The organism is Aeromonas sp. 3P, from assembly GCF_051919745.1.
GTDB lineage: Bacteria > Pseudomonadota > Gammaproteobacteria > Enterobacterales > Aeromonadaceae > Aeromonas > Aeromonas veronii.
Genome location: NZ_JBQBED010000001.1, coordinates 993,178 through 1,018,258, shown reverse-complemented (window position 1 = coordinate 1,018,258; position 25,081 = coordinate 993,178). Strand labels below are relative to the sequence as shown.

Here is a 25,081-nt window from a genome sequence, read left to right as displayed (position 1 = left end):
GCAGGCTTGGTTACTGAAACAGTTGCTGAAATGGTTGCCGGTTTGGCGCTGTGTCACAGCATAGAAGCCTGCCGCGCCGATTGCAGCAGGCGCCACGCCCTTGCGTGACGCCTGCTGGCGCAACTTATGCCTGACAGGCGGCGAGCCGGAGGGCTTCGCGGCGCTCGCTGACATGGGTCAACCCGTAGGCCAGCAGCACGATAAGGGCGCCGATCCGGGGTGTGTGCATCAGGCCGAGGTGTTCCACCACAAAACCACCGACCACAGATCCCAGCGCGATGCCGACGTTGAAGGCGGCAATATTGAGGCCCGATGCCACATCCACCGCCTTGGGGGTGTGCAGCTCGGCCTGCTTGACCACCAGTACCTGCAGACCCGGCACGTTGCCGAAGGCAAAGGCGCCCCACACCAGCACGGTCAGTACCGCCAGAACCGGATGGGGTGCGGTGAAGGTGAGGGCCAGCAGCACCAGCGCCAGACCGGCAAACAGCAGCCTCAGCGCCGGCAGGGGGCCCATCTTGTCGGCCAGCTTGCCGCCCCAGATATTGCCGACGGCGACCGATACCCCGTAGACCAGCAGGATCAGGCTCACCGCACCGGCGCTAAAGCCGCTCACCTGCTGCAGGATGGGGGCGAGGAAGGTGAAAGCGGTGAAGGCGCCGCCATAACCGAGGGCGGTTTTGGCGTAGACCAGCAGCAGCGGCTTCTTGGTCAGTACCGAGAGTTGCTCGCGGATGGTCGAGGCTGCTCCCTTGGGCAGGTTGCCCGGGATCAGCAGCAGGCTACCCACCATGGCGACGAGGCCGAGCAGGCTCACCACCAGAAAGGTTTCACGCCAGCCAAAGACCTGACCAATCCAGGTGCCGAGCGGTACGCCGGTCACCAGCGCCACGGTGAGGCCGCTGAACATGATGGCGATGGCGCTTGCCGCCTTCTCTTTGGCCACAAGACCCGTGGCGATGGTGCTGCCCACCGAGAAGAAGACCCCGTGCGCCAATCCGGTGAGGATGCGGGCCACGATCAGGCTCTCGTAACCGGGGGCCTGCCAGGCCAGCAGGTTGCCGGCGGTAAAGAGCGCCATCAGCCCTACCAGCAGCCACTTGCGCGGCACCTTGCCGGTGAGCACCGTGAGCACGGGGGCGCCGATGGCCACCCCAAGGGCATAGAGGCTGACCAACAGGCCCGCCGAGGGGAGCGAGACATTGAGCTGCTCGGCAATGGTGGGGATAAGCCCCACAATCACAAATTCGGTGGTGCCGATCGCAAAGGCACTCAGGGTAAGGGCAAATAACGCCAGTGGCATAACAACTCCTTGGTTAGGGACTCCCGACGGGAGAATGGCGCCAGTATGCCGATGGGTTTTGTTGGCAAAAATGACGGTTACATCAAATTACTTTTGCCAAATAAGCAGCAATAACGCTGAGTGGGAGGGGATTGTGGTGCCCGCGGCGTGAGCGCAACGCAGTGATCTGCCTCGCAGAACGGGATGAACGCTGCTCCTTTTCTGAGCTTGCTTAAGCTCCAGTACAAGCTGGCCGCCATAGGATTTTCCCTGTGAAACCCGTGTGTGTTGAACCCATGCGCGCCGGTATTGTGATGGCCGTGCGCTTTCATCTACAGGCAATAGACAGGCAATACCCAGCTGACAGGTAACATGATGACATTGAATCGACTCTCCTCTCTTTTGCTGCTGTGCGGCGCCTTTGCGGTACAGGCTGGCCAGAGCGATCCCCTCTCTGCCTGGAATGACACGGCGGCCAAGCAGGCGATTACCCGCTGGGTGACCAATGCCACCGATCAGCAGCAGGCCACTTTTATTCCGCCAGAGAAGCGCCATGTGGTGTTTGACAATGACGGCACCCTCTGGCCTGAAGCGCCCATGACCTATCAGCTGCAGTTTGCGATGGACGAGATCAAGCGCCTGGCGCCGGAACACCCGGAGTGGAAGGCTGACCCCATCGTCGCGGCAGTGCTGAACAACGACCTCAAAGCCGTGGCCAAATCGGGGGAGAAGGGGCTCGCCAAGTTGGTGGGACTGACCCACAGCGGCATGACCACCACCGAGTTTACCGAGCGGGTTAGCCGTTGGGTCAACAGCAGCAAGGATCCCCGTTTTGGCTGCCACTACGATCAGCTCGGGTATCTGCCGATGAAGCAGCTGCTGGGGTACCTGCGGGATAATGGCTTCCAGACCTGGATTGTCTCCGGCGGCGTCGATTTTATGCGGGTGATGTCCGAGCAGATGTATGGTATCCCGCCCCAGCAGGTGATTGGCTTCTTTACCCTCGGCGAGTTTGCCCTGACCGGGGAGGGCAGCGAGATCCGCAAGACCATGAACGGCGCTTATTTCGATGACAGCAAGGCGAAACCGGCCGCCATTCACCTCTTTATGGGGCAGCGTCCGGTCGGCGCTTTTGGTAACAGCGATGGCGACGTGCCCATGCTGCAATACACCTCGACCAACCCGGATTACCACACTTTTGGTCTGTTGGTGCACCACACCGATGCCACGCGCGAATACGCCTACGACAGCCATCCGCCTGCCAGCGGCAAGCTGATCGATGGGCTGGCACAGGCAAAAGCGCGGGGCTGGGTGGTGGTCGATATGAAATCAGACTGGAAGCAAGTGTTCGATCCCGCCCTTTGCCAGAACGCGCCCTGATTGCGGGGCTGTATCTGGCATCAATGTGGCGACTGGACGTTCAGCAAGCGCTGCAAAGCGTGAGGCAAGAAAAGAGACAGGGAGAGCATGATGCTCTCCCTGTTTAAGTTGGCTTGCTGGCGAGCCAGCCTTTCTTTCGCGTTAGTCTCACGCCTTTCGCGTCAGTCCCATGCAGGGGCAAAGTCGGGATTGGCGCAGCGCTCGCCCCGATCCAGCGTGGCGATGGCGGCCATCTCCTCGCAGCTCAAAGTGATATCGAGAGCGGCCAGATTGGCGGCCTGATTCTCCCGCTTGGTGGAGCTCGGGATCACTGCCATGTCCTGCGCCAGCAGCCAGGCAAGCGACACCTGCGCTGCCGATACCCCGTGGCGTTTGCCAATCTCCATCAGCAGCGGCTCGCTCAGCACCTTGCCATAGGCGAGCGGCATATAGGCGGTGACGGCGATACCCTGGGCCTTGCAGAACTCGACCACCTTGCGGTTTTGCAGCAAGGGATGAACCTCGATCTGCTGGTGGGCGATGGCCCCCGGCCCCAAAATCTCGATAGCTTGCTTGAGCTGGGCCACAGTGAAGTTGGAGACCCCGATCTCCCGGGTCAGGCCCCGGGCCTTGGCCTCGGCCAACTGCTCCAGATAGACTGCCATCGGCACCTCATCCTTGGGGGAGGGCCAGTGGATCAGCGCCAGATCCAGATAGTCGGTGCCCAGTTTTTCGAGGCTCACCTCAAGGCTCGGGATCAGCTTGCCCGGGCCAAACTCGCTGGTCCACACCTTGGTGGTCAGGTAGATCTCGTGGCGGGCAACAGTGCTGCGGGTCAGCACGGCGCCGACTTCGGCTTCATTGTCATAGATCTGGGCGGTATCGATATGGCGATAGCCCAGCTCCAGACCGTTGGTCAGGGTGGCAAGCAGCGGCTCGCCCTTCAGGCGGAAGGTGCCCAGACCCATGGGTGGCATATTGATCATCTTGTTCCTCAATGGGGTGGTGGTTGGCCCTTGATGGGCTGAACAGAAACAGGCTCTAGGGCCAGTCAGGCGCCCAGTGGCTGATAGCGGCGAATGGTGCTGCTGGCAAACCAGGGCTCGGCCTTGGCGACAAACTCGGTAAAGTGGGGTTGGCCCTGATGGGCGGTGAGGGCCGCTTCGCTCTCCCACACCTCGTAGAGCATCCAGCTGTTTGGATTGTCCAAGTCCTGATGCAGCTGATAGCGCTGGCAGCCCGCCTCTTGCAAGGTGGCCGCAATCAGCGGCTCAAGGGCGGCGCGAAACTGGGCGGCGAATTCGGGTTTGGCTTCAAGCTGGGCAATCACAATCACGGGTGATGACATCTGAACCTCCTTGGCAAAAACGAAGGGTCAGTATGCCTGCCGTGACTTGCTGGAAACAGGGCGCTGGTTGCAAAACAGTATTGAGGGGAGAGCAGCAATCCTGTAGCCAGAAATACATGGCGCAAGTGCCATGGTGGCATGGCATCAAAGAGAAAAGGGGCGGACGTACCGCCCTGTTTCATCAGGCGTGGGAATGTTCTGACCAGACTGCAAACTCATTGCCGCTGGGCTCAACGAAGTGGAAACGGCAGCCACCGGGGAAGTCGAATAGTGGGCGACTGATTGTGCCACCGTGTTGGATCACCTTGGCTTGGGTTGCTTCAATATCAGCGCTGTAGAACACCAGCAAGGCGCCGCCCTGAGCTGTTTGATTGCACTGCTCTGCCCGATAGAATCCGCCATCCAGCCCCTCATCGGCAAAGGCGCAGTAGTCGGGGCCGTAATCGACAAACTGCCAGCCAAATACAGCCTGAAAGAAGGTCTTGGTGGCCGCAAGGTCCCGCGCTGCAAACTCCACATAGTTCAGTTTTTCATGGGCTTTCATTCAGTTCGTCTCCCTCATCATCAGCATCGCTGGGCTTAGCAAGTTGTTCCCACGGGGTCAGTTTAAGTTGCTTATGCCGTAACCTGAGGACACTGGCCATAATGAGGCCGATAAATCCCGCAAAAAATGCGGTTTGACGTAGAGCAAATAGCAGATCCATTCCCATGGTTGCCAGCTGAAAAGCCACAACAGTATGCTCCAGATCAGTCCAAGGCCGATGCCAAATACCAGAAAGTTGGTAAGCCAGCTCTCGTAATGTGGCGGTTTGACAGACCAACCCAGTTGGCGCAACAACCAGAACAAGGGGGGATTGTAGTTGGCATGCCATACCCCTTTGTTAGCCAGCTCCTGATGGGCGGCGGCCAGCTGTGCTTCAAATGTCATGGTATTAATCCTTGTGAAACGGGTGGTGCCATACGGTGCTTTTCTGGCTGCATTGTACTGACAAATCGCGGGTATGATGTGGGCTCGCGGTCACGTTCTTTCTCTGTAGAAAAAAAGAACTGGCCTCATCGCACGCTTGCCAATCCACAGCGGCTGCGCCTATAAAGGCCCATTACTCTTGTCCGGATAACAGCAATGAAGACCCATTCTGATGAACTGACCCTGTTTGTGGCGGTGGTGGAGGCGGGCAGTTTTCGCCAAGCGGCGGAGAACCTCGGCATGGACAACTCGGTGGTGAGTCGCGGCATCAAGCGGCTGGAGGAGAAGCTCTCAACCGTTTTGCTCAATCGCACCACCCGCCGGGTCAGCCTGACCGAGGAGGGGAGCTGGTTCTATCAGCGGGCGGTGAAGATCCTGACCGAGATGAGCGAGGCGGAGGGGCATCTGCTGATGCGCCGGGAACAACCCGAAGGGGTGTTGAGAGTCGATGCCGCTACCCCCTTTATTCTGCATCGGCTGGTGCCAATTATCGGCGAGTTTCGACTTCGCTATCCTGCCATCGAGCTGCAACTGCACAGCTCGGAGGGCTTTATCAATCTGATGGAGCGGCGGGTGGACATGGCCATCCGCATCGGCGAGCTGACCGACTCCTCCCTGCGCGCGCTGCCCCTTGGCCGTTCGCGGTTGCGGCTGCTGGCCTCTCCTGCTTACTTGAGCGAGCGCGGCACCCCGCGCCAACCGGCAGATCTGCTGAGCGGTCACGAGCTGCTTGGATTTTTGCATCCCGATCACCTCAACCACTGGCCGCTGCTCAGTGCCGAGCAGGGGGATCGCTTTGCCATCACCCCCAGCCTGCGTGCCAGCAGCGGTGAAACCTTGCGTCAGCTGGCGCTGGCGGGGCAGGGGATTGTCTGTCTGTCGGATTTTATGACCGGGCCGGATCGGGAGAGCGGCGCGCTGGTGGAGGTGCTGGCGCGCAGCAACAGTGGCGCCTCGCGCCCCATCAATGCGGTCTTCTACTCCGATGCCCAGCGGGATATCCGGCTACGGGTCTGGCTCGACTTTCTTAAAGAGCAGCTTGGCAGCCATACCCTTTAGTGCAGGTTGGTTTGTGCGGTTTGTTTCAACGGTTCGTCGCTGCGGTTTGCTTGGCGAAGAACAAGCCGCGCCTTCGTTGCGGCCAATCAGCATTAGCCAGCCGGCAGATAAACAGACGGCCGACTTGAGGGTCGGCCGCCGGTTCGGGAAGGTGTGTGAGGTGAAGCGCAGTTACCGTGGCAGTTTGCCCCATACCCGGCTGAGCAGGGCGCCGCCGATCACCGGCGGAATGGCCAGCAGCAGGGTCCACTGCCAGGAGAGGCCGCCGACGGTGGCGGCCAGTACGATGCAGGTGAGCACCACCAGTTGGGCCACCATCATCAGGAAGGTGCCTTCGCGGGGGGTCAGTGTCTCTTTTTGAGTGGCGACGTGGGCTACGGGCGCTTGAGTGGTGGTCGGTTTCATGGCGATATCCCTCTGTTGAGTCTGATATCACTAAGCAATGGCCATTCCACATTTTTTAATGTTAATTATCAATTGGTTGCGAGTCTTGTCGTCATTCCCGTTTCGAGAGCGCAGGCAAAATGATTTGCAAAATGAAAACGCCACCCTGCGGTGGCGTCTTGGTTATTGAGAGGGAGAGGGAGAGGGAGAGGGGGAAGCGCCGGGCCTAGCCAATCCGGTATTGGCGGATCTGCTCGTCGATGGCCTTGGCCAGTTCGAACAGTTCGCGGCTGGCGGCATTGCTCTCCTGTGCGTGTTCCCGCTGGTGTTCGGCCACCATGGCCAGCTCGTCGAGCGCCGTTCTGGCTTGCCCCATCTGTTGATTCTGCGCCTGCGCCAGCGCGCTGATCTCGTTGATCTCGAGGGCGGTCTGGTTGATCTGGCTGGTGGCATCAACCAGCACCTCTCTGGCCTGATTCATCCGGTTGTATCCCTCTTCGCTCAGGTTGCGGGAGTCTGCCATCGAGCTGCTGGCCTGCCGGGTTCCCTCCTGCAGGCGCAAGATAAGATCCTGCACATCCTTGGTGGCGGTCTGGGTACGCACCGCCAGTTGGCGTACCTCGTCGGCCACCACCGCAAAGCCCCGTCCCATATCCCCCGCCCGGGCCGCTTCGATGGCCGCATTGAGGGCCAGCAGGTTGGTCTGGTTTGAGACATCGCGGATGAGGTTCATGATCTGGGTGATGTTGTTGCTGTCTTTCACCACCTCATCGAGCAGGGCCGAGGAGCTGCCGATGCTGCTGCGCAAGGTGTCGAGTTGCGCGGCGCTCTGGGTCACATCCTGCTCGATGCTGAGCATATGGTTGGCGATGCGTTGGGTTACGTCGTTGACCCCTTCAGAGCGGCTGGCGATCTGCTCGGCGTTGTCGCCGATGGTGGTGACCACAGTGGTCAGCTCCTGAATGCTCTGGGCCTGCTGGCACGCTTCTCCTGCCAGTGCCTGGGCCTGCTGCATGGATTGGGACGACTGCGCTGAGAGGGCGCTGCCTGACTGCTGGAAGCGGGAGAAGCTCTGGTTCAGGCTCTGGATCAGCTGATTGAAACTCTGGGCCATCATGCCCAGCTCCGACTCATCAGAGAAGTCGAGGCGGGTCGCCAGATCCCGATCGGCGGTGATGTGGTGCATGCCATCGGCTGCCTGACGAATCGGGCGACTGATGGAGTGAGCCAGCCAGGCGGAGGCCAGCATGGCGATCCCGCCGATGGCGAGCGATACCATGATGATGAGCTGGCGGGATTCCTGCAGTCCCTCTTCCAGCTCGGCGCTGTTGATCTCGCCAATCAGCAGCCGGTTGAGGGTGGGAATGTAACGTACCGCGATGAGGTAGGTTTGCCCCTCCAGCGTTAGCGCCTCTACGGCCACCTGTTCCCGGGCATTGGGAATAAGCCGCTTGACGGTATCGAGGAAGGATTGCTGGTGGTGGGCGGCCCCCTCCACCTCCTGCTCGGGGTGGATCTCGATATTGCCCTCCATGTCCGCCAGATAGACCTGACCGCTCTTGCCGATCCGGTAGCCGCTGATGAGTTTGCTCAGGGCGCTCATGTCGATGGAGGTGCCTGCCACCGCCAGGGTCTTGCCCTCGTGGGTGACGGCGGTGTTGATATAGAGGGAGGCTCGCTTGTCAAAATCCGAGATGTCGAGGTTCAGCTCATAGGGTTTGCTGCGTTTGAGAAAGCCGAAAAACCATCCATCTTTCGGGTCTGATTCGCTCAGCGATTTCTGGGCGGTGGGGCCGCCGCTGAAGTTGATCAGGGTGTTGCTCTGGCGGGGTGCGATAAAGACGTTGCCGCCGATCCGCTGTTGCAGATCCTGAAAGTAACGCTCCATGGCGGGCCACTCTTGCTCTGGCATGCCAGCGGTCAGCCAGTCGATGACAAAACGGTTGCTGGCCAACGCCTGCGCCTCGGTGAGGTGCTGGATAAGCTGCGCTGTCAGCTGGTTGGCAATGCGATCCACGCTGCTTGGCAGCTCGTAGCGTTCGACCCGCTGTTGGGCCTGACTGTGGGATATCTGCTCGAGGATCAAGGTGATGCAGCTGATGGCGATGGCCATCAGTATCGCCACGCCTGCGAGGATCCGGGTGCGGATCCCGAGCCCTGACCAGAGTGAGTGCAGTGTAAAACGGTGTATCGCCCTCTCCATATCGCTCTCCTCATAAATAAGGTCGCATATGCGACCCAGATGATGATTATAGATAGAGAACTCAATTGTGTTGTGATGGATGGTGACAACAGAGGGCGGCAGAAAAACAGGAGGGAGCAATGAGCGGGGAAGAGGGCAGAAAGCGGCAAGGGAAAGCATAAAAAAGAGAGGCCGACATTGCGGTCGGCCTCTTGGGTTTTTATCTCAACGGAATGTCGGGTGCCCGATCAATCCTCTTCAGCCCAACGGCGTGAACGCTCAACCGCTTTTTGCCAGCCGCTGTAACGTTTGGCGCGATCGTCTCTGTCCATCTGCGGGATGAACTCGCGGTCCACGCTGAACTTGTCTTCCAGCTCGTCCGAGCTCTTCCAGAAGCCGACTGCCAGACCAGCCAGGAAGGCGGCGCCCATGGCGGTAGTCTCGATGCGGGTCGGACGTACCACCGGGGTGTGCATCATGTCAGCCTGGAACTGCATCAGGAAGTCGTTGGCTACGGCGCCGCCGTCTACCTTGAGGGCTGCCAGCTTGATGCCGGAGTCCTGCTGCATCGCATCCAGCACATCGCGGCTCTGATAGGCGATGGATTCCAGCGCAGCGCGGATGATGTGGTTGCGGTTGGCACCACGGGTCAGACCGACCATGGTGCCGCGAGCATACGGATCCCAGTAGGGCGCGCCCAGACCAACGAAGGCCGGTACCAGATAGACGCCGTTGGTATCGCCCACCTTGGAGGCGAAGTAGTCGGTATCGCGGGCATCGTGAATGATCTTCAGCTCGTCACGCAACCACTGGATGGTGGCGCCGCCCATAAACACTGCACCTTCCAGCGCGTAGTTCACTTCCCCTTTCGGGCCGATGGCAACGGTAGTCAGCAGGCCGTTGCTGGAGCGAACCGGCTCGGTGCCGGTGTTCATCAGCATGAAGCAGCCGGTGCCGTAGGTGTTCTTGGCCATCCCTTTTTCAAAGCAGAGCTGGCCGAACAGGGCAGACTGCTGGTCACCGGCAATACCGGCGATGGGGATGCGGGAGCCGCCGCCACGGGTGGTGTAGCCGTACACTTCGGAAGAGGGTTTCACTTCCGGCAGCATGGACATGGGGATGCCCAGCTCGTCCAGCATTTTCTCGTCCCACTTCAGCTCGCGGATGTTGTAGAGCATGGTACGGGAGGCGTTGGTCGGGTCGGTGACGTGTACTTCGCCATTGGTCATCTTCCAGACCAGCCAGGTGTCGATGGTGCCGAACAGCAGCTCGCCGTTCATTGCTTTCTCGCGGGCACCTTCCACGTTGTCGAGGATCCACTTCACCTTGGTACCGGAGAAGTAGGCATCCAGCACCAGACCTGTGTTCTCGCGAACGTACTCTTCCAGACCGCGTGCTTTCAGCTCTTCACAGATGGCTGCGGTGCGGCGGCACTGCCAGACGATGGCGTTGTAGATGGGCTTGCCGGTGGCCTTTTCCCAGACAACGGTGGTTTCACGCTGGTTGGTGATACCGATGGCGGCTATCTCTTCGCTGCGCAGGCCGGTCTTGGCCAGCACTTCGGTAAAGACGGAGGATTGGGTCGCCCAGATCTCCATCGGGTCGTGCTCTACCCAGCCCGCTTTCGGGTAGTGCTGGGTGAACTCGCGCTGGGAGGTACCGACAATGTTGGCATCCTGATCAAACACGATGGCGCGGGAAGAGGTGGTTCCCTGGTCCAGAGCGACGACATATTTCTTTTCAGCAGACATGATGTTCTCCACGTTTCTATTTTCCACGTTTTTATACGTTGGAGGGGGCCGCTCTTATGCGGCAGCCTCTTCTTTGGCGGTTTGGGTCGCTTGCTCGGTGGTGACGACACGGTTGCCCGGGACGCAGGGAGCCAGCACTTTGACATACAGAGCGGTACCAATCTGGGCGCCAACGATGGGGCCAAGGATCGGAACCCAGAAGTAGGGGTTGTCACGACCACCGGTTAGGGCAACATCACCCCAGCCAGCAAAGAACGCGAACAGTTTCGGACCAAAGTCACGGGCCGGGTTCATGGCAAAACCGGTTAACGGGCCAAGGGAGGCACCGATCACCGCGATCAGGATACCGATCAGCAGAGCGGCTGCGAAACCTTTAGGAGCGCCGTTGTTGTTGTCACCCAGCGCCATGATGCCCAGCATCAGGACGGCGGTGATCACCAGCTCGACGGCAAAAGCTTGCATATTGGTCAGCAGGGCATTGGGGTAGGTGGAGAAGATCCCGGCGGTGCCGAGGCTCTCGACGCTGCCGCGCACCACGTTATGGGTCACTTCCCACTGGGTGAAAAGGTTACCATAAAGGAAGTAGACAAGGGCCGCGAAGCAGAAGGCACCGGCTATCTGGGCGATGATGTAGGGTACCACCTTGCGCTTGTCGAAACCGCAGAAGGTCATCAGCGCCAGGGTTACAGCCGGGTTCAGGTGAGCACCTGAAATGCCGCCGGTCACATAGATGGCGATGGCCACACCCAGACCCCAGGTAATGGAGATTTCCCACTGCCCGAAGTTGGCGCCTGCCAGCACCAGTGCCGCCACACATCCGACGCCGAAAAATATCAGCAGGCCGGTTCCGATAAACTCGGCGATGCACTCGCCAAGCAGGGTATTGGGTCTTTGTATGCTCATACTTTTGTTCCTTATATCCACCCGTAGAGGTTTGATGTTCCGTTTTATCTTTTTGTGTCTATCCGTTGCTGCCGAAAACGTTTCCTTGTTGTTTTTGCGTCTTGCGCAAACGTTATGCTCGTTTGCGCTCGTTATCGGTCGTGACAGAAAATAACCCTTCCCAATAATTTCACCATCCCCCCTCCATAGGAAATGTGGACAAGATCCCACTCATTGCTAAGAAAATGTGACGTAAAGCATCTTGATTACCGCCAGTTACCACTTAGGGGGTAGCTTGCAACCCTTGCCACACAAGGGCTGACGCTTGCTGAGTGATTTCTCATTTGGAGCTTTTATTTGTAATAAAACTGCAATATTTGAGCATGCATCACAGATTAAATGAGCGCATATGAGCACAATAGGCTCGCTTACGAATTAGTGGACTCACATGATTCGTTGGAATGGTCAGGGCATCCTCAACCGCCCATAACAACAATAAGGAAGCAGAACATGCTTAGTCTCTTCAGGCCTGCGGCGCACATCGACAGGCTCCCGGCTGACAAGGTCGATCCCTTCTACAAACGCATGCGTTGGCAGGTGTTTTTCGGGATCTTCTTCGGTTACGCCGGCTACTATCTGGTACGGAAAAACTTCAGTCTGGCGATGCCCTATCTGATCGAGCAGGGCTTCTCCCGTGGTGATCTCGGTTTCGCGCTCTCCGGGGTCTCCATCGCTTACGGTTTGTCCAAGTTCCTGATGGGGAACGTCTCCGACCGTTCCAACGCCCGTTACTTCCTCTCCGCCGGTCTGCTGCTCTCGGCTGCCATCATGTTCATGATGGGTACCATGCACTGGGCCACCTCCAGCATTGCCATCATGTTTGTGCTGTTGTTCCTGAACGGTTGGGCACAGGGTATGGGCTGGCCGCCCTGCGGTCGCACCATGGTGCACTGGTGGTCACAGAAAGAGCGCGGCGAAGTGGTTGCGGTCTGGAACGTGGCACACAACGTGGGTGGCGGCATGATTGGCCCGCTGTTTATCCTCGGGATGGGCTGGTTCAACGACTGGCGCAGCGCTTTCTATGTGCCTGCGGCAGCGGCGGCCGCCATCGCGGTGATCGCCTTCTTCGTGATGCGTGATACCCCGCAATCGGTCGGTCTGCCTCCCATCGAGGAGTACAAGAACGACTATCCGAAGGATTACAACGAGAGCCACGAGCAGGAGTTTTCCGCCAAGGAGATCTTCGTCAAGTACGTGCTGCACAACAAACTGCTGTGGTACATCGCGATCGCCAACGCTTTCGTTTACCTCATTCGTTACGGTGTGCTGGACTGGGCGCCAACCTACCTGAAAGAGGCCAAGCACTTCACCGTCGACAACTCCTCCTGGGCTTACTTCCTCTACGAGTGGGCCGGTATTCCGGGCACCCTGCTGTGTGGCTGGATCTCTGACAAGATGTTCCAGGGCCGCCGTGCACCGGCCGGTATCCTGTTCATGGTGCTGGTGACCCTGGCTGTGCTGGTTTACTGGTTCAACCCGGCCGGCAACCCGACCATCGACATGATGGCGCTGGTGGCTATCGGCTTCCTGATCTACGGCCCTGTCATGCTGATCGGTCTCTATGCTCTTGAGCTGGCACCGAAGAAAGCAGCCGGTACTGCGGCAGGTTTCACCGGTCTGTTCGGTTATCTGGGCGGCGCCGTGGCAGCCAACGCCATGTTGGGCTACACCGTTGACCACTTCGGTTGGGATGGCGGCTTCATGGTGCTGACCGTCTCCTGCGTGCTCTCCATCATTCTGCTGGCGATGACCCTCAAGCACGAGAACATTGCCGTTGCGGCCAAGAAAGCGGCTGCCCATAAGGCATAAAACGTGATCCTCAGCTTATTGATCCCAAAGGGGATCAGGTAAACTGCCAAAAGGCCCCGCATCTGCCGGGGCCTTTTTTTGTCTCATCATCGGAGTGCAAGCGTGAAGCAAACCCAACGACATCTGGAGATCCTGGACGTCCTGACGCGGCAGGGATTTGTCTCGACCGACGATCTGGTGACCCACTTTGACGTCAGCCCCCAGACCATTCGCCGGGATCTGAACGATCTCGCCGAACAGAACAAGATCCGGCGCCATCATGGCGGTGCCTCCCTGCATTCGAGTACCGTCAATACCGCCTACAGCGCCCGTAAAGTGATGCAACTCAAGGAGAAAGAGCGCATCGCCCGCGAGGTTGCGGCCAATATTCCCGACGGCTCATCGCTCTTTATCGACATAGGTACCACCACCGAGGCGATCGCCCGCGCCCTGCTCGATCACCGCGAGCTGCGCATCGTCACCAACAACCTCAACGTGGCCAGCATTTTGACGGCCAAGGATGACTTCACCGTCATCATTGCCGGCGGCGAGATCCGCAACCGCGATGGCGGCATCGTGGGGGAGGCGACCCGCGACTTCATCGGTCAGTTTCGCATGGACTATGGCGTTATCGGGATTTCGGGGATCGACAACGACGGCTCCCTGCTCGATTTCGACTATCACGAGGTGAAGATCGCCCAGGCCATCATCGCCCACTCCCGTCAGGTCTTTCTGGCCGCCGACCACACCAAGTTCGGTCGCAATGCCATGGTCAATCTGGGCAATCTCAGCCAGATCCACGCCCTCTTTACCGATCAGGAGCCACCGGAAAAGCTGGCGCGATTGATGGCGCAACACCAGATCGCCTGCCACATCTGCTGACGGCGAAACACGCCAAGGCTGTGCCGGTCGCCCGTCAGGGCGGCCTCCTTTCTCTTTCTCTCCCCCATCCCTGCACCCATCTCACCCCTTTATAGGTATTGCCAAAACCACTATTCAATCTGGTTTTTTTGGCTATCAACCCGCCGATGTTGGCCCGACGCCATTTGCTCCGCTGACCTGTCCCCTTTGCCACCTCTGGCGGGCTGTGGCGATCACACTTTCATCATAAAATGTTCGTTTGTTGTATTTTCATGTTCTAAAATGAGCGAAATCAAACATTGCTGTTATGGCAATCATAAAAATGAAAGTAGGTGAACATGAGCGAACATTATGATCTGGTCGTCGTCGGTGGCGGCATCAACGGGGTCGGCATCGCAGCCGATGCGGCAGGACGGGGCCTGAAGGTTGCCCTGTTTGAGGCGCAAGATCTCGCCTCTGCCACCTCGTCCAACTCCAGCAAGCTGATCCACGGCGGTTTGCGCTATCTCGAGCATTACGAATTCCGGCTGGTGAAAGAGGCATTGGCGGAGCGGGAGGTGCTGCTCGGTATGGCGCCTCACATCGCCCGTCCCATGCGTTTTCGCCTGCCGCACCGCCCGCACCTGCGTCCGGCCTGGATGATCCGCGCCGGTCTGTTCCTCTATGACAATCTGGCCAAGCGCGACAAGCTAAAGGGGAGCTGTGGCGTGCGCTTCCTGCCGCAAGATGGCTTGAGCGCGGGGATCAACAAGGGGTTTGAATATTCCGATGCTTGGGTCGACGACGCCCGGTTGGTGGTGCTCAACGCCATGATGGCCCGTGACAAGGGGGCCGACGTGCAGACCCGCACCCGCTGCATCAAGGCGGTGCGCGGTTCCAAACACTGGACGCTCACTTTGGAGCGGGAAGGGGGCGAGCAGTTCACCGTCACCTGTCGTGGTCTGGTCAATGCGGCGGGCCCCTGGGTCAAGACCTTCTACGACGAGAGCCTGCACGAGAAATCCCCCCGCGGCATTCGCCTTATTAAAGGCAGCCACATGATAGTGCCGCGCATCCATGAGCGCGAAGAGGCCTATATCCTGCAAAACGAAGACAACCGCATCGTCTTCGTCATCCCTTATCAGCAGGACTACTCACTCATCGGCACCACCGATGTGGAGCACCACGGCAGCCCGCGGGAAGCGAAGATCAGCGAGGCCGAAATTACCTACCTGTGCAAGGTGGTCAACGCCCACTTCACTCGCCAGATTGCGCCGAAAGATGTGATCTGGACTTACGCCGGGGTGCGCCCGCTCTGTGATGACGAGTCAGACTCGCCGCAGGCGGTGACCCGCGACTACACCCTCGAGCTCTCTGGCGAATCGGATGGTGCGCCGCTCTTGTCGGTGTTTGGCGGCAAGCTCACTACCTATCGCAAGCTGGCGCAGGCTGCCTGCAACAAGCTCAAGCCCTGGTTCAGCCAGATGGGGGATGACTGGACTGCGACCAGCCGGCTGCCAGGTGGCGAGTTTGACTGCTCGGTGCGCGAGCTGGCCCGCGCCTTTGCGCTGGAGTTTGACTGGCTCGATGATCGCAGCGCCCTGCGCATTGCCGAAGCTTATGGCGCCCATGCCCGTCTCTGGCTGAAAGAGGATCGCGGCATTCACTTCGGTGGTGGCCTGTACGAGTCGGAAGTGCGCTATCTCATCGAACGGGAGTGGGCCTGTTCACTGGACGATATCCTCTGGCGCCGCAGCAAGCTGGGGCTGCGCTTGAACGAGTCAGAGCAGCAGATGCTGCAGATCTGGCTCGACCAATACCATCAGGCTCTGCGCAAGGCGAGCTGATGAGTGACGGTGGGCAGTGCGCTGCTGCCCACCGCTTTCCACCGTAAATATGAAACAAACCTCTGATAGAACAATTACCTACACACAATAATAAAAGAGCATCACATATGAAAAAACTCGCCGTTTCCCTCATCGCCTTGAGCCTTGGGGCATCCCTCTCATTACCCGTGTTGGCTGCCGATGAAGGCAAGGTGGTGATCGCCCACCGTGGCGCTTCCGGCTACCTGCCCGAGCATACCCTGGAGTCCAAGGCGCTGGCCTATGGCATGGGGGCCGACTATCTGGAACAGGATCTGGTGATGACCAAGGATGACCAGCTGGTGGTGATGCACGATCACTTCCTCGATGGCATCACCGATGTGGCGGCGCGCTTCCCCGGCCGTGCCCGTCCGGACGGCCGTTATTATGTGGTGGATTTCACCCTGGACGAGGTGCGCTCCCTGCGCATGACCGAGCCGTTCCAGCTGGTGGATGGCAAGCAGGTGCCGGTCTATCCTGCCCGCTTCCCGCTCTGGAAGTCAGACTTCAAGATCCACACCTTCCAGGAGGAGATCGAGATGATCCAGGGGCTCAACAAGAGCACCGGTAAGAACATCGGCATCTACCCGGAGATCAAGGCGCCCTGGCTGTTCCGTCACGAAGGCAAGGATATCTCCAAAGCAGTGCTGAAGGTGCTCAAGGAGTACGGCTACACCGGGAAGGATGACAAGGTCTATCTGCAGTGCTTCGATGCCGATGAACTCAAGCGCATCAACAGCGAACTGATGCCCGCCATGGGTATGGATCTGAAACTGGTGCAGCTGATGGCCGAGACCGACTGGAACGAGACCATGGTCTACGACGCCAAGGGCAAGGCTACCCCCTACAACTATGACTGGATGTTCAAGCCGGGGGCGATGAAAACCATCGCCAGCTATGCCGAAGGGATTGGCCCGTGGAAACCGATGATCGTCACCGAGCCGGGCACTTTGGGCAAGCCGGTCTTCACCGGCATGGTAAAAGAAGCCCACGCGGCGGGCCTGAAAGTTCACCCCTATACCTTCCGTCAGGATGAGGGGCAGATCCCGGCCTATGCCAAGGACTTCACCGATCTCCTTAATATTTTCCTCTATCAGGCCGATGTGGATGGGGTGTTCAGCGACTTCCCCGACAAGGCGGTGGCCGTCATCAAGGCCCATCAAGAGGCGGCCAAATAGCACTCTGGCGCCATTTGAATGCAAAGCGAGGCTAATTGGCCTCGCTTTTTGTTTCAGGTTCCCGTAACGGGAGTGTGCGCCCTGTCAGAAAATAGCCAGATCACGTCATGGTGTGCCGGATCTGCATCATTTTACGCAGTTTTTACGTAGCAGATCGCTGGCATGAAATCGGCAGAGCGGTTAGTCTAGCGGCGTTGAACCAACCCCATGAGGTACAGATGAAAACCGTATTGCGTTTTAGCCTGCTGGGCGCCTTGTTGCTGGGTGGCCATGCCTTCGCCGCCGAGCCGAAAAAATTTGATATCAGCATGTTCCCAGCCGCTGACGTGAATCAGGAACGTGTGGTGATCCGCCTGCCTGAAGTCGAGAAAGAAGCCGACATGATGGTCGAGCTGCAGGTCGGCAAAAAGATGATGGTTGATTGCAACGTACCGCGTTTTGCAGGCAACCTGGAACAGCACAGCGTCAAAGGCTGGGGCTACAACTACCTGAAACTGGGCAAGGTTTCCGACCCCATCAGCACCCTGATGATGTGCCCGGATAACCAGCAGAAAGAGACCTTCGTCCAGATCTACGGTCAGGGCTTCTTCGTGAACTACAACTCAAAACTGCCGTTCGTGATCTACGTGCCGCAGGAGTATGAAGTGCGCTACCGTCTGTGGCGTGCAGACAACCTGGCCCAACCGGCCATGATTGAGTAAGCATGTTTGAACCAAAGGTTCAGCTGGTTCACCTGATGTGACAAATAAAGCGCCGTATGGCGCTTTATTTTTGCCTGCACAGTCCAAAAAGTGACGTGCAAATTGGCTGCACGTTTACATAAGTTTATTATTTATCAACGTTTTTTGTGTGTTATGCCACAAAATCAGCGTCAGCGATGGGGCAAAGTGACTTCGATAAAAGATATTTATTAACATAGTGAGAAAATTGATTTTGCACTCGGCGATGGCCTGATGATACTTGCCCGCAAAGGTCAAACTAACCAGAAAAAAGAGCACTATGAGCTTCGAATCAGACAAGCGTTTCAACGACTTCAAACATTTTCCCCGTGGCCTGCGTCGCAGTGGTGAATTCACTGTGGCCGAAGCGGACAGTCTGGAAAAGTATGGTACCGCTATGCTGGCACTCTACCAGGGCAACCTTGCACCCCGTGACGATGTCGAGTCCGCCTTCGTCGAGCAGGTCAAATCCGGCGCAGCCGGTACCAACCCCCATGCCAAGGTGTGGTTCAAATACCTCAAGGTGATCGGTCCCAAGCGCGTTCATCGCCTCTGCACCGTCGTTGGCGGCGCCAGCGAAGAGAGCAGCGGTGGCGGCAGCTTTGATGTCGGTGGTGGCAGCGGTGGTGGCAGTGACGAGTCCATCGATTAATGGATACCGAGCTGCTTCGGACCTTTATCGAGGTGAGCAAGACCCGGCATTTTGGCCGGGCTGCTGAAAATCTCTACCTGACCCAGTCGGCGGTGAGTTTCCGGATCCGCCAGCTCGAGCAGCAACTGGGTGTCAGTCTGTTTGCACGTCATCGCAACAACATCCGCCTGACCGCCTCCGGTGAGCGTCTGCTGCCCTACGCAGACGCTATCTTGCACACCCTTGGTCGTGCCAAGCAGGATGTGGCGCTCTCGCCAGGATTCAGCCAGCAGTTGGCCATCGGCGCGCCCGCGGTGTTTTGGGAGCTCGATTTCAACGACTGGCTCAACCACATCTATGCGCTGGCGCCCGGTTTGGCGGTACGGCTGGAAACAGCCTCCCGCGAGCACCTCTGCCGCCAGTTGCTGGAGCGCTCCCTCGATCTGGCCCTGCTCTCCGAGCCCACCAAGATCGACGAGATTGCCCTGCATCCCATCGGTGAGCTGGTGTTCGAGCTGGTGAGCCGGGATCCGGCCGCCAATGCCGACAACCTGATGCAGATGCCGCACATCCACCTCGACTGGGGTACCAGCTTCGAGCCGCAACCCAGCCGCTTGCAGAGCCTGCAAAAGACCCCAGTGCTGCACTCCAGCTCCGCCAGCATGGCGTTGCAGTTTGTGTTGGCCAACGGTGGCGCTGCCTACCTGCCACGGCGGATGGTCAGCCCCTTCCTCGAGAAGGGGGCGTTGCATCTGGTAGAAGGGGGCCAGCCGCTGAGCCGTCCGCTCTATCTCGCCTATCTGGAGAAATCCGATCGCCGGGAGCTGATCGATCAGTTGCTGACCCTGCCACTGGGTTGGCACGATGCCGAGTTGCGTCTCAACGTCGAATAAGCGTCGAGTGTTATCCAAGAAAGAGCCCACCCCACGGTGGGCTCTTCTGTTTGGGGAAAATTGCAGGGAGCGAGGTCACGTAATTGGCGCGGGAGGCTTGGCGTCATCGGTCTGTAACGGTACCTTTTCAGGCTGTTTATCCGATTGAGCACTGACAGGGATGGATTGTAATTGATCGACTTTAGTCACCCCGAATGGCGGGCGCTGGCGCAGCAGTTGCTGAGTCACTCACCAGTGGTGATCCGTGGCCGCCAGTGGCAACCGCTGGTGGGGCTGCTCAAGGATAACCAGCTGCTGCTCGCCCATGGCAGCCACAGCTATGAGCTCACCCCGGCCGGGCGGCGTTATCTCACCCGCGAGCTGACGTTGGCCGAGATCGCCACCGCTCCCCCCGAGCCCGAGGAGTGGTTGCATGCTCAGGGCTGGCAATTGGGGGAGCAGGTCAACGAGCGGGTGCTGGCGGCGCTCTATCGCAAGAGCGAGGTGAACTTCACCCCCAACGAGCAGATCGATTTCGAGGACAAGGGGATCCGGCTCTGCGCCGATCAGCTGTTGCGCTTGCGCGCAGCCCAGCCGTTCAGCCTCTTTTTCAGCGGTGGCACCCTGATCGACGCAGCCCCCTGGTTGCAGGCGCTGGGGGAGGTGGCGCTACCCGAGCGCACCCTGGCGGGTCTTGGCAAGATCCTGTGGGGGGAGGGGAGCATCGAGCGGGTGATCACCACAGACAGCGTCGGCGCCTTTGCCGAGCTGCCTCTTGAACCCGGCACCTTGCTGGTGTGGGCTCCCCCATCGGCTCCTTTTGCCTTGCAGCAGGTAGTTGCCGCCTTGCCCCCCAATGTGTTGTGGAGTCATCTCACCGCCCTCGACCCTGCCGGGGTTGATCGGCTGCAGGCGCTGGCCCAGCGCTTGGGTCGTCCGGCCAGCTGGTGGCTTCCCCGTGATCTGGCCCCCATTCTCAGTGCGTATGCCCAACCTTTGACTGAGGCCCGGCCGTGGGAACCGAGCCGGATCCCCAAGCCATTGTTAGCAGTTTGTAGCGGTTTGGTTGAGTCAAATGGTGGCTTGTCTGCCGAGGTGTGCGCACTGGCGCCAGCGTGGCATGCCGTTGGTTGAAATTGGCCTGAAAGCGAGCCAAAAAGCGGTTTTCCCTCATTGAACGCGGTGATATAAAGAGTTGACGAAGCGCTCGCCAGATGAGCGCTTTTGTTTATCAAGCCGCTTTGCCACCCAACGAACTCAACGGAATACAGGGAATACCATGTTTGAAAAGGTTGTTGCCGCCCCAGCGGATCCGATCCTGGGCCTGACCGAAGCCTTCCGCGCTGACTCTCGCAGCCACAAGATCAATCTGGGCGTAGGGATCTACAAGGACGAGTCCGGTGCCACCCCCATTCTTCACTGTGTCAAGAAAGCCGAGCAGAAGCTGCTGACCGACGAGAAGACCAAGAACTACCTCGGTATTGAAGGCAATATCGAATATGGCCGCATCGTGCAGCAACTGCTGTTCGGGCAGCACTCTGCGCTGGTTGCCAGTGGCCGCGCCAAGACCGCGCAAGCGCCGGGCGGTACCGGTGCCCTGCGTATCGCGGCCGAATTCGTGGTGCGCAACGGTCTGGCCAAGACCATCTGGATCTCTGATCCCACCTGGGCCAACCACGTCAGCGTATTCCAGGCCGCGGGCCTGACCGTCAAGTGGTACAAGTACTACGACGCAGCGACCAAGGGACTCGACTTTGCCGCCATGCAGGCCTCGCTGGCCGAAGTGCAGCCGGGTGAGCTGGTGCTGCTGCACGGTTGCTGCCACAACCCGACCGGTATCGACCCCACTAGCGATCAGTGGCGCGCGCTGGCCAAGCAAAGTGCTGCTGCCGGCTGGTTGCCGCTGTTTGACTTCGCCTATCAGGGTTTTGCCCGTGGTATCGAAGAGGATGCCGAAGGCCTGCGCATCTTCGCCGAGTGCCATGACGAGCTGCTGGTGGCGAGCTCTTTCTCCAAGAACTTCGGCCTCTACAACGAGCGGGTCGGCGCCTTCACGCTGGTGAGCGCGACCAAAGAGATCGCCGATGTGGCCTTCACCCAGGTCAAGACCGTCATTCGTGCCAACTACTCCAACCCGCCGTCACACGGTGCCGCCGTGGTCACCGCCGTGGTGAGCGATCCGGCTCTCTATGCCGAGTGGGTCGAAGAAGTGGCTGCCATGCGGGTGCGTATTCGCGAGATGCGCGAACTGCTGGTAGAGAAGCTGGCTGCCCTCGGCGTGAGCCAGGATTTCAGCTTTATCCGCGAGCAGAACGGCATGTTCTCCTTCTCCGGCCTCACCAAGGAGCAGGTGGAGCGCCTCAAGAGCGAATTTGCCATCTATATCGTCGGCTCAGGCCGGATCAGCGTAGCCGGTATTACCCGCGCCAATATCGATCCTCTGTGCGAGGCGATCGCCAAGGTGCTGTAATCGCATCGCCTTGTGCTCTGGCACTATGCCATGAAAAAGCCCGTCACCTTGGTGACGGGCTTTTTTGATCGCCAACGGCTGATCGCCAAACAGTCAAACAATGGGAAGGGGGACTCACTGGTGGCGGGCACCTTGCCACAGTTTGCGCAGTTGCAGCAGCAGCGCGGTCAGGGCGCCGCCGCTCAGGGCGGTGAGTACCGCCAGCAGCAGGCTGCCGAGCAGGAAGGGGGGCACCAGGGTCGCAGCCTCCTGCTCCAGCCAGTGGAGGGTCCAGCTGAGGTGGAAAGGCTCCGGCGTCTGGTGCAGTACCAGACAACCGGTGCGATAGGCGTAGAGGTACATGAACGGCAAAGTCAGCGGATTGTTGAACCAGACCGCCAGCAGCGCCAGCGGCAGGTTGAGGCTGAATGCCAGCGCCAGCCCGACTGCGATGAGGGAGTGCATCGGGATGGGGAACCAGCAGGCGAAGATCCCGGCTGCTACCGCGCCGCTCAGGGCGCGGGTTCCCCCTTGCCAGAGTGCTGGGGCAAGCAGTCGTTCACCAAACAGGGCAAACCACTTCTGCTGGCGCAGGGTATCGGGATCTAGCTTGAAGCGGGCAAACCAGCGACTCAGCATGGACGGGCCATCTTGCGTTTTTGCCACTGGCGCACCGTGCTGATCCGCCAGAAGGTGCGGATCAGGGTGTAGCCGATAAGGGAACTGAGCAGGGCCAGGATCAGCGAGCCCAGCAACAGCGGCGGTGCCACTGTGCCCAGTACCGATACCAGCCACTCCCAGGTGAACTCAATCTCTATCTGCTGCGCCGAATGTCCCAGCAGCTGGCAACCCACCAGATAGGCACCATAGAGTAGGGGCGGCATGGTAAAAGGGTTGGAGAGCCAGACCAGCGCCACCGAGAGCGGCAGATTGACCCGGCACAGGATGGCGCCACCGGCGGCCAGCAGCATCTGGCAGGGGAGCGGCACCCAGGCCATGAAGAGGCCCACCGCAAAGGCCCCGGCGGCCGAGCGGCGGTTGAGGTGCCAGAGGTTGGCATCGAGCAGCAGTTTGCCGAACAGCCGCAGGTGCTTGTGTTCTTTCAGGGTTTGCTGATCGGGCATCCAGCGTTTAATGAGTCGTTTGGGCATATTGAAACCTTGCTAAATACTTGCTCCATGGATCTGCGTCTGTTGTCGTTTGCCCTGGGGGCAAGCTCCTCACTGCTCTGGCCATGGTTACCTTCACTCGCATGGGGGGGCCTGTTGTTGTCCCTGCTGATCCCCCTTGCATATTGCCGTGCCTGGCGGTGGCTGTTTCTCCTGCTCGGCATCCTCTGGATGCAGGCCAATCTTGCCTATCGGCTGGCCTGGCTGGAGCGGTTGGGCGATCAGACGAGCCACATGATAACCGCAGAGCTGCAAAGTGCAGAGCCCGAGGGGGATAAATTTGTCCGGCTGCTGCTGCGGGTGAGCACCCTCGACGAGCAACCGGTGACACCTGAGCCCCTGATCCGGGTCAATGCCTATCAGGCATTACCCGCCATGACGGTAGGCAGCCGGATCACCCTGGTGACCTCGTTGAAACCGGCTCACGGTCTTGCCAACGAGGCGGGGATGGATGGGCGGCGTCTGCTGCTGGGCAAGGGGATCACCGCCACCGGCAATCTGCGTCGGGTGATAGATATTCAACAGGCACCTGCGGGTTGGCGTGAACGTTGGTTGGGGGCCGCGACCGAGAGTTGGCGCCCACTTGATCATGCCCCCTTGCTGGCGGCGCTCACTTTTGGCGAGCAGAGCGGTATCACGGATGCCCAGTGGGAGCTGTTTCGCGGCAGCGGCCTGACCCATATCATCGCCATCTCAGGGCAACACATCGCGCTGGTGGCGGTGCTCGGGTGGTGGCTGGGCAGGCTGTTTGGTCTGCGCGGCGCCATCATCACCTCCCTGTTGTTTGCCGCCGTCTACAGCGCGTTGGCCGGGTTTGCGGTGGCCACCGAGCGGGCCCTGATCATGGTGCTGGTGTGGAGTGTGCTGCGCTGGAGCCGGCGAGAGTGGCCGGCCTGGCGCATCTGGCTGTGGGCCTTTGTGGTATTGACCCTCTGGGAGCCCTTCGCCCTCTATTCGGCCGGCTTCTGGCTCTCGTTTCTGGCGGTGGCCATCTTGCTGCTGGTGGGATATCTCCACGACAAGCCGGGGCTCTGGCAGATCCAGCTCTGGCTGTTGCTCGGTCTGATGCCGCTGCAACTGGCGTTGTTCGAGGGGATAGCGCCCCTTGCCATGGTGATCAACCTGTTGGCTGTGCCGCTCTTTTGTATCGCTATCATTCCGCTGGCCCTGATCGGTGTGCTGCTTGCGCCGCTTTCCACCTCGCTTGCCTATGTCCTGTTCTGGCTGGCGGTTCTGGGGCTCGGGTGGGTGCTGGCGATCCTGAATTGGCTGGCCGATCAACTGCAACTGTGGTGGCCACTACCCGGCTGGTGGCTGCCGCTCTGCACCCTGCTGTTGCTGCTCTGGTTTGCCGCAAAGTGGCGCTCGGCACGCTGGCTCTGGTTACCGGGCTCCCTTGCGCTGGTGTTGGCGTGCTGGCCAGCTCCGGTCCGCTGGCAACTGCGGGTGCTGGATGTGGGACAGGGGCTGGCGGTGCTGATCAGCAAGGGGGAGCGTGCCATCCTTTATGACACCGGTGATCGCTATCCCGGAGGCTACAACATGGCGGATGCGGTGATCCTGCCCCAGCTGAGCCATCTGGGGATCCGGGTCATCGATCGCCTCATTATCAGCCACAAGGATCGGGACCATGCCGGCAATCGCAAGCGACTGCTCAGCGCCATGCCGGTGCGTCACGAGCTCTCCTCTTACCCCTTCAGTGAGGGAACGACGCTCTGCCAGCGTGGGCAACAGTGGCGCTGGCAGGGGCTCTCGTTTGCAGTGCTCTGGCCCGAGCACCCCGGTGGCGGGCGCAATAACGATGGCTGCGTGGTGCGCATCAGCGATGGGCAGCGCAGCGTGCTGCTGAGCGCCGATATCGAGCGGCAGGCCGAGCAACGGCTGGTGGCGCTGGAGGGAAAGGGATTGGCCAGCACCCTGTTGGTGAGCCCCCATCATGGCAGTCGCACCTCCTCCACGCCCCCTTTTGTTGCGGCGGTAGCGGCAAAGGATGTGATCCACAGCGCCGGCTTTATGAATCAGTGGGGCTTTCCCCGTCCCGATGTGGTGGCCCGCTATCGGGATGCCCGCCAGTGGATCACCGGTCAGCAAGGGGCGATGCTGGTCGAACCCACCGCCGCGGGCTTGAGCGTCACCGCCGAGCGAGATCTGGGGCCCTGGTACCGACGCAGTGGCGAGTGGTGGCGACCGCGAGTGTGGTTTGAGCAATAATCCGCCATTTCTGCCGTGTAGGAATGCGATATAGGTGGCGGCGCTTGGTGTAAGCCTGCGCTTTGGCTAGAATAGCCCGTCATTT

At 59.5% G+C, this 25,081-nt stretch carries 22 protein-coding genes and 1 pseudogene; 12 read left to right on the top strand and 11 right to left on the bottom strand.

The window, feature by feature from the left end; all coding sequences use genetic code 11:
- Positions 1–124: 124 nt before the first annotated feature.
- On the bottom strand, positions 125–1,303 hold the full coding sequence (locus ACTG19_RS04510; protein ID WP_439988790.1) for an MFS transporter: 1,179 nt from the start codon (positions 1,301–1,303) through the stop codon (positions 125–127).
- 354 nt (positions 1,304–1,657) lie between these two features.
- On the opposite strand from ACTG19_RS04510, the gene ACTG19_RS04505 reads away from it, so the two are divergent.
- Positions 1,658–2,662, top strand: coding sequence for an HAD family hydrolase (locus tag ACTG19_RS04505; RefSeq protein WP_439988789.1), 1,005 nt, complete (start codon positions 1,658–1,660; stop codon positions 2,660–2,662).
- 161 nt (positions 2,663–2,823) lie between these two features.
- On the opposite strand, the gene dkgB is transcribed toward ACTG19_RS04505, so the two are convergent.
- From dkgB to ACTG19_RS04485, 4 genes and pseudogenes are all read right to left on the bottom strand, one after another.
- Complete coding sequence (gene dkgB, locus ACTG19_RS04500) at positions 2,824–3,627, bottom strand: 2,5-didehydrogluconate reductase DkgB (protein ID WP_421316359.1); 804 nt, start codon at positions 3,625–3,627, stop codon at positions 2,824–2,826.
- Positions 3,628–3,692: 65 nt separating this feature from the next.
- A complete protein-coding gene (locus ACTG19_RS04495; RefSeq protein ID WP_040097728.1) occupies positions 3,693–3,989 on the bottom strand; it encodes a putative quinol monooxygenase in 297 nt (98 codons plus the stop codon).
- Positions 3,990–4,170: 181 nt separating this feature from the next.
- Positions 4,171–4,533 (bottom strand): VOC family protein, encoded by a 363-nt coding sequence (locus ACTG19_RS04490; protein ID WP_021229361.1) that lies wholly within the window; start codon positions 4,531–4,533, stop codon positions 4,171–4,173.
- Between the two features lie 100 nt (positions 4,534–4,633).
- A pseudogene (locus tag ACTG19_RS04485) lies at positions 4,634–4,917 on the bottom strand (DUF6404 family protein); the annotation flags it as partial.
- Between the two features lie 195 nt (positions 4,918–5,112).
- On the opposite strand from ACTG19_RS04485, the gene ACTG19_RS04480 reads away from it, so the two are divergent.
- A complete protein-coding gene (locus tag ACTG19_RS04480; RefSeq protein WP_439988788.1) occupies positions 5,113–6,015 on the top strand; it encodes a LysR substrate-binding domain-containing protein in 903 nt (300 codons plus the stop codon).
- Between the two features lie 171 nt (positions 6,016–6,186).
- Here the strand turns inward: ACTG19_RS04480 and ACTG19_RS04475 are convergent, their stop codons facing one another.
- The 4 genes from ACTG19_RS04475 to ACTG19_RS04460 form a co-directional block, all read right to left on the bottom strand.
- Positions 6,187–6,420, bottom strand: a complete 234-nt coding sequence (locus tag ACTG19_RS04475; protein WP_005337550.1) for a hypothetical protein — start codon at positions 6,418–6,420, stop codon at positions 6,187–6,189.
- 205 nt (positions 6,421–6,625) lie between these two features.
- Positions 6,626–8,602, bottom strand: coding sequence for a methyl-accepting chemotaxis protein (locus ACTG19_RS04470; RefSeq protein WP_439988787.1), 1,977 nt, complete (start codon positions 8,600–8,602; stop codon positions 6,626–6,628).
- Positions 8,603–8,829: 227 nt separating this feature from the next.
- Entirely contained in the window at positions 8,830–10,332 is a 1,503-nt protein-coding gene (gene glpK, locus ACTG19_RS04465; RefSeq protein ID WP_005337546.1) for a glycerol kinase GlpK, read from the bottom strand.
- A 54-nt stretch (positions 10,333–10,386) separates the two neighbouring features.
- Positions 10,387–11,235 (bottom strand): MIP/aquaporin family protein, encoded by an 849-nt coding sequence (locus ACTG19_RS04460; RefSeq protein WP_005337544.1) that lies wholly within the window; start codon positions 11,233–11,235, stop codon positions 10,387–10,389.
- A 489-nt stretch (positions 11,236–11,724) separates the two neighbouring features.
- On the opposite strand from ACTG19_RS04460, the gene glpT reads away from it, so the two are divergent.
- From glpT to ACTG19_RS04415, 9 genes are all read left to right on the top strand, one after another.
- Entirely contained in the window at positions 11,725–13,083 is a 1,359-nt protein-coding gene (gene glpT, locus ACTG19_RS04455) for a glycerol-3-phosphate transporter (protein WP_005337540.1), read from the top strand.
- Positions 13,084–13,185: 102 nt separating this feature from the next.
- Positions 13,186–13,944 carry a DeoR/GlpR family transcriptional regulator gene (locus ACTG19_RS04450; protein WP_005337538.1) on the top strand — a complete coding sequence of 253 codons (759 nt, stop codon included), beginning with the start codon at positions 13,186–13,188 and terminating at the stop codon, positions 13,942–13,944.
- Positions 13,945–14,261: 317 nt separating this feature from the next.
- Positions 14,262–15,749, top strand: coding sequence for a glycerol-3-phosphate dehydrogenase (gene glpD / locus ACTG19_RS04445; protein ID WP_139476640.1), 1,488 nt, complete (start codon positions 14,262–14,264; stop codon positions 15,747–15,749).
- A 107-nt stretch (positions 15,750–15,856) separates the two neighbouring features.
- A complete protein-coding gene (gene glpQ / locus ACTG19_RS04440) occupies positions 15,857–16,945 on the top strand; it encodes a glycerophosphodiester phosphodiesterase (protein ID WP_005337531.1) in 1,089 nt (362 codons plus the stop codon).
- Between the two features lie 218 nt (positions 16,946–17,163).
- Complete coding sequence (eco, locus tag ACTG19_RS04435) at positions 17,164–17,646, top strand: serine protease inhibitor ecotin (RefSeq protein ID WP_005337529.1); 483 nt, start codon at positions 17,164–17,166, stop codon at positions 17,644–17,646.
- A 298-nt stretch (positions 17,647–17,944) separates the two neighbouring features.
- Complete coding sequence (locus tag ACTG19_RS04430) at positions 17,945–18,316, top strand: DUF413 domain-containing protein (protein WP_113738679.1); 372 nt, start codon at positions 17,945–17,947, stop codon at positions 18,314–18,316.
- Entirely contained in the window at positions 18,316–19,188 is an 873-nt protein-coding gene (gene hdfR / locus ACTG19_RS04425; protein ID WP_005337525.1) for an HTH-type transcriptional regulator HdfR, read from the top strand. Before ACTG19_RS04430 ends, hdfR begins: the two co-directional genes overlap by 1 nt.
- Positions 19,189–19,359: 171 nt before the next feature.
- A complete protein-coding gene (locus tag ACTG19_RS04420; RefSeq protein ID WP_162628326.1) occupies positions 19,360–20,301 on the top strand; it encodes a hypothetical protein in 942 nt (313 codons plus the stop codon).
- 145 nt (positions 20,302–20,446) lie between these two features.
- Positions 20,447–21,637, top strand: a complete 1,191-nt coding sequence (locus ACTG19_RS04415) for an amino acid aminotransferase (protein ID WP_019446765.1) — start codon at positions 20,447–20,449, stop codon at positions 21,635–21,637.
- A 114-nt stretch (positions 21,638–21,751) separates the two neighbouring features.
- Here ACTG19_RS04415 and ACTG19_RS04410 read toward each other — a convergent pair whose 3' ends face one another.
- On the bottom strand, positions 21,752–22,255 hold the full coding sequence (locus ACTG19_RS04410) for a DUF2062 domain-containing protein (protein ID WP_005359699.1): 504 nt from the start codon (positions 22,253–22,255) through the stop codon (positions 21,752–21,754).
- On the bottom strand, positions 22,249–22,767 hold the full coding sequence (locus ACTG19_RS04405; RefSeq protein ID WP_005350890.1) for a DUF2062 domain-containing protein: 519 nt from the start codon (positions 22,765–22,767) through the stop codon (positions 22,249–22,251). Before ACTG19_RS04405 ends, ACTG19_RS04410 begins: the two co-directional genes overlap by 7 nt.
- A 27-nt stretch (positions 22,768–22,794) precedes the next feature.
- Here ACTG19_RS04405 and ACTG19_RS04400 point away from each other — a divergent pair, with 27 nt between their 5' ends.
- Positions 22,795–24,996, top strand: coding sequence for a DNA internalization-related competence protein ComEC/Rec2 (locus ACTG19_RS04400; protein ID WP_162628325.1), 2,202 nt, complete (start codon positions 22,795–22,797; stop codon positions 24,994–24,996).
- Positions 24,997–25,081 lie beyond the last annotated feature (85 nt).

Bases quoted from the DNA above. Each gene is read 5' to 3' on its own strand.
- glpD (WP_139476640.1), top strand. From the start codon at position 14,262: ATGAGCGAACATTATGATCTGGTCGTCGTCGGTGGCGGCATCAACGGG.
- dkgB (WP_421316359.1), bottom strand. From the start codon at position 3,627: ATGATCAATATGCCACCCATGGGTCTGGGCACCTTCCGCCTGAAGGGC.
- ACTG19_RS04460 (WP_005337544.1), bottom strand. From the start codon at position 11,235: ATGAGCATACAAAGACCCAATACCCTGCTTGGCGAGTGCATCGCCGAG.
- ACTG19_RS04430 (WP_113738679.1), top strand. From the start codon at position 17,945: ATGAGCTTCGAATCAGACAAGCGTTTCAACGACTTCAAACATTTTCCC.
- ACTG19_RS04490 (WP_021229361.1), bottom strand. From the start codon at position 4,533: ATGAAAGCCCATGAAAAACTGAACTATGTGGAGTTTGCAGCGCGGGAC.
- ACTG19_RS04480 (WP_439988788.1), top strand. From the start codon at position 5,113: ATGAAGACCCATTCTGATGAACTGACCCTGTTTGTGGCGGTGGTGGAG.
- eco (WP_005337529.1), top strand. From the start codon at position 17,164: ATGAAAACCGTATTGCGTTTTAGCCTGCTGGGCGCCTTGTTGCTGGGT.
- ACTG19_RS04470 (WP_439988787.1), bottom strand. From the start codon at position 8,602: ATGGAGAGGGCGATACACCGTTTTACACTGCACTCACTCTGGTCAGGG.
- ACTG19_RS04415 (WP_019446765.1), top strand. From the start codon at position 20,447: ATGTTTGAAAAGGTTGTTGCCGCCCCAGCGGATCCGATCCTGGGCCTG.
- ACTG19_RS04495 (WP_040097728.1), bottom strand. From the start codon at position 3,989: ATGTCATCACCCGTGATTGTGATTGCCCAGCTTGAAGCCAAACCCGAA.
- ACTG19_RS04475 (WP_005337550.1), bottom strand. From the start codon at position 6,420: ATGAAACCGACCACCACTCAAGCGCCCGTAGCCCACGTCGCCACTCAA.
- glpT (WP_005337540.1), top strand. From the start codon at position 11,725: ATGCTTAGTCTCTTCAGGCCTGCGGCGCACATCGACAGGCTCCCGGCT.
- ACTG19_RS04505 (WP_439988789.1), top strand. From the start codon at position 1,658: ATGACATTGAATCGACTCTCCTCTCTTTTGCTGCTGTGCGGCGCCTTT.
- hdfR (WP_005337525.1), top strand. From the start codon at position 18,316: ATGGATACCGAGCTGCTTCGGACCTTTATCGAGGTGAGCAAGACCCGG.
- ACTG19_RS04400 (WP_162628325.1), top strand. From the start codon at position 22,795: ATGGATCTGCGTCTGTTGTCGTTTGCCCTGGGGGCAAGCTCCTCACTG.
- glpQ (WP_005337531.1), top strand. From the start codon at position 15,857: ATGAAAAAACTCGCCGTTTCCCTCATCGCCTTGAGCCTTGGGGCATCC.
- ACTG19_RS04405 (WP_005350890.1), bottom strand. From the start codon at position 22,767: ATGCCCAAACGACTCATTAAACGCTGGATGCCCGATCAGCAAACCCTG.
- ACTG19_RS04410 (WP_005359699.1), bottom strand. From the start codon at position 22,255: ATGCTGAGTCGCTGGTTTGCCCGCTTCAAGCTAGATCCCGATACCCTG.
- ACTG19_RS04510 (WP_439988790.1), bottom strand. From the start codon at position 1,303: ATGCCACTGGCGTTATTTGCCCTTACCCTGAGTGCCTTTGCGATCGGC.
- glpK (WP_005337546.1), bottom strand. From the start codon at position 10,332: ATGTCTGCTGAAAAGAAATATGTCGTCGCTCTGGACCAGGGAACCACC.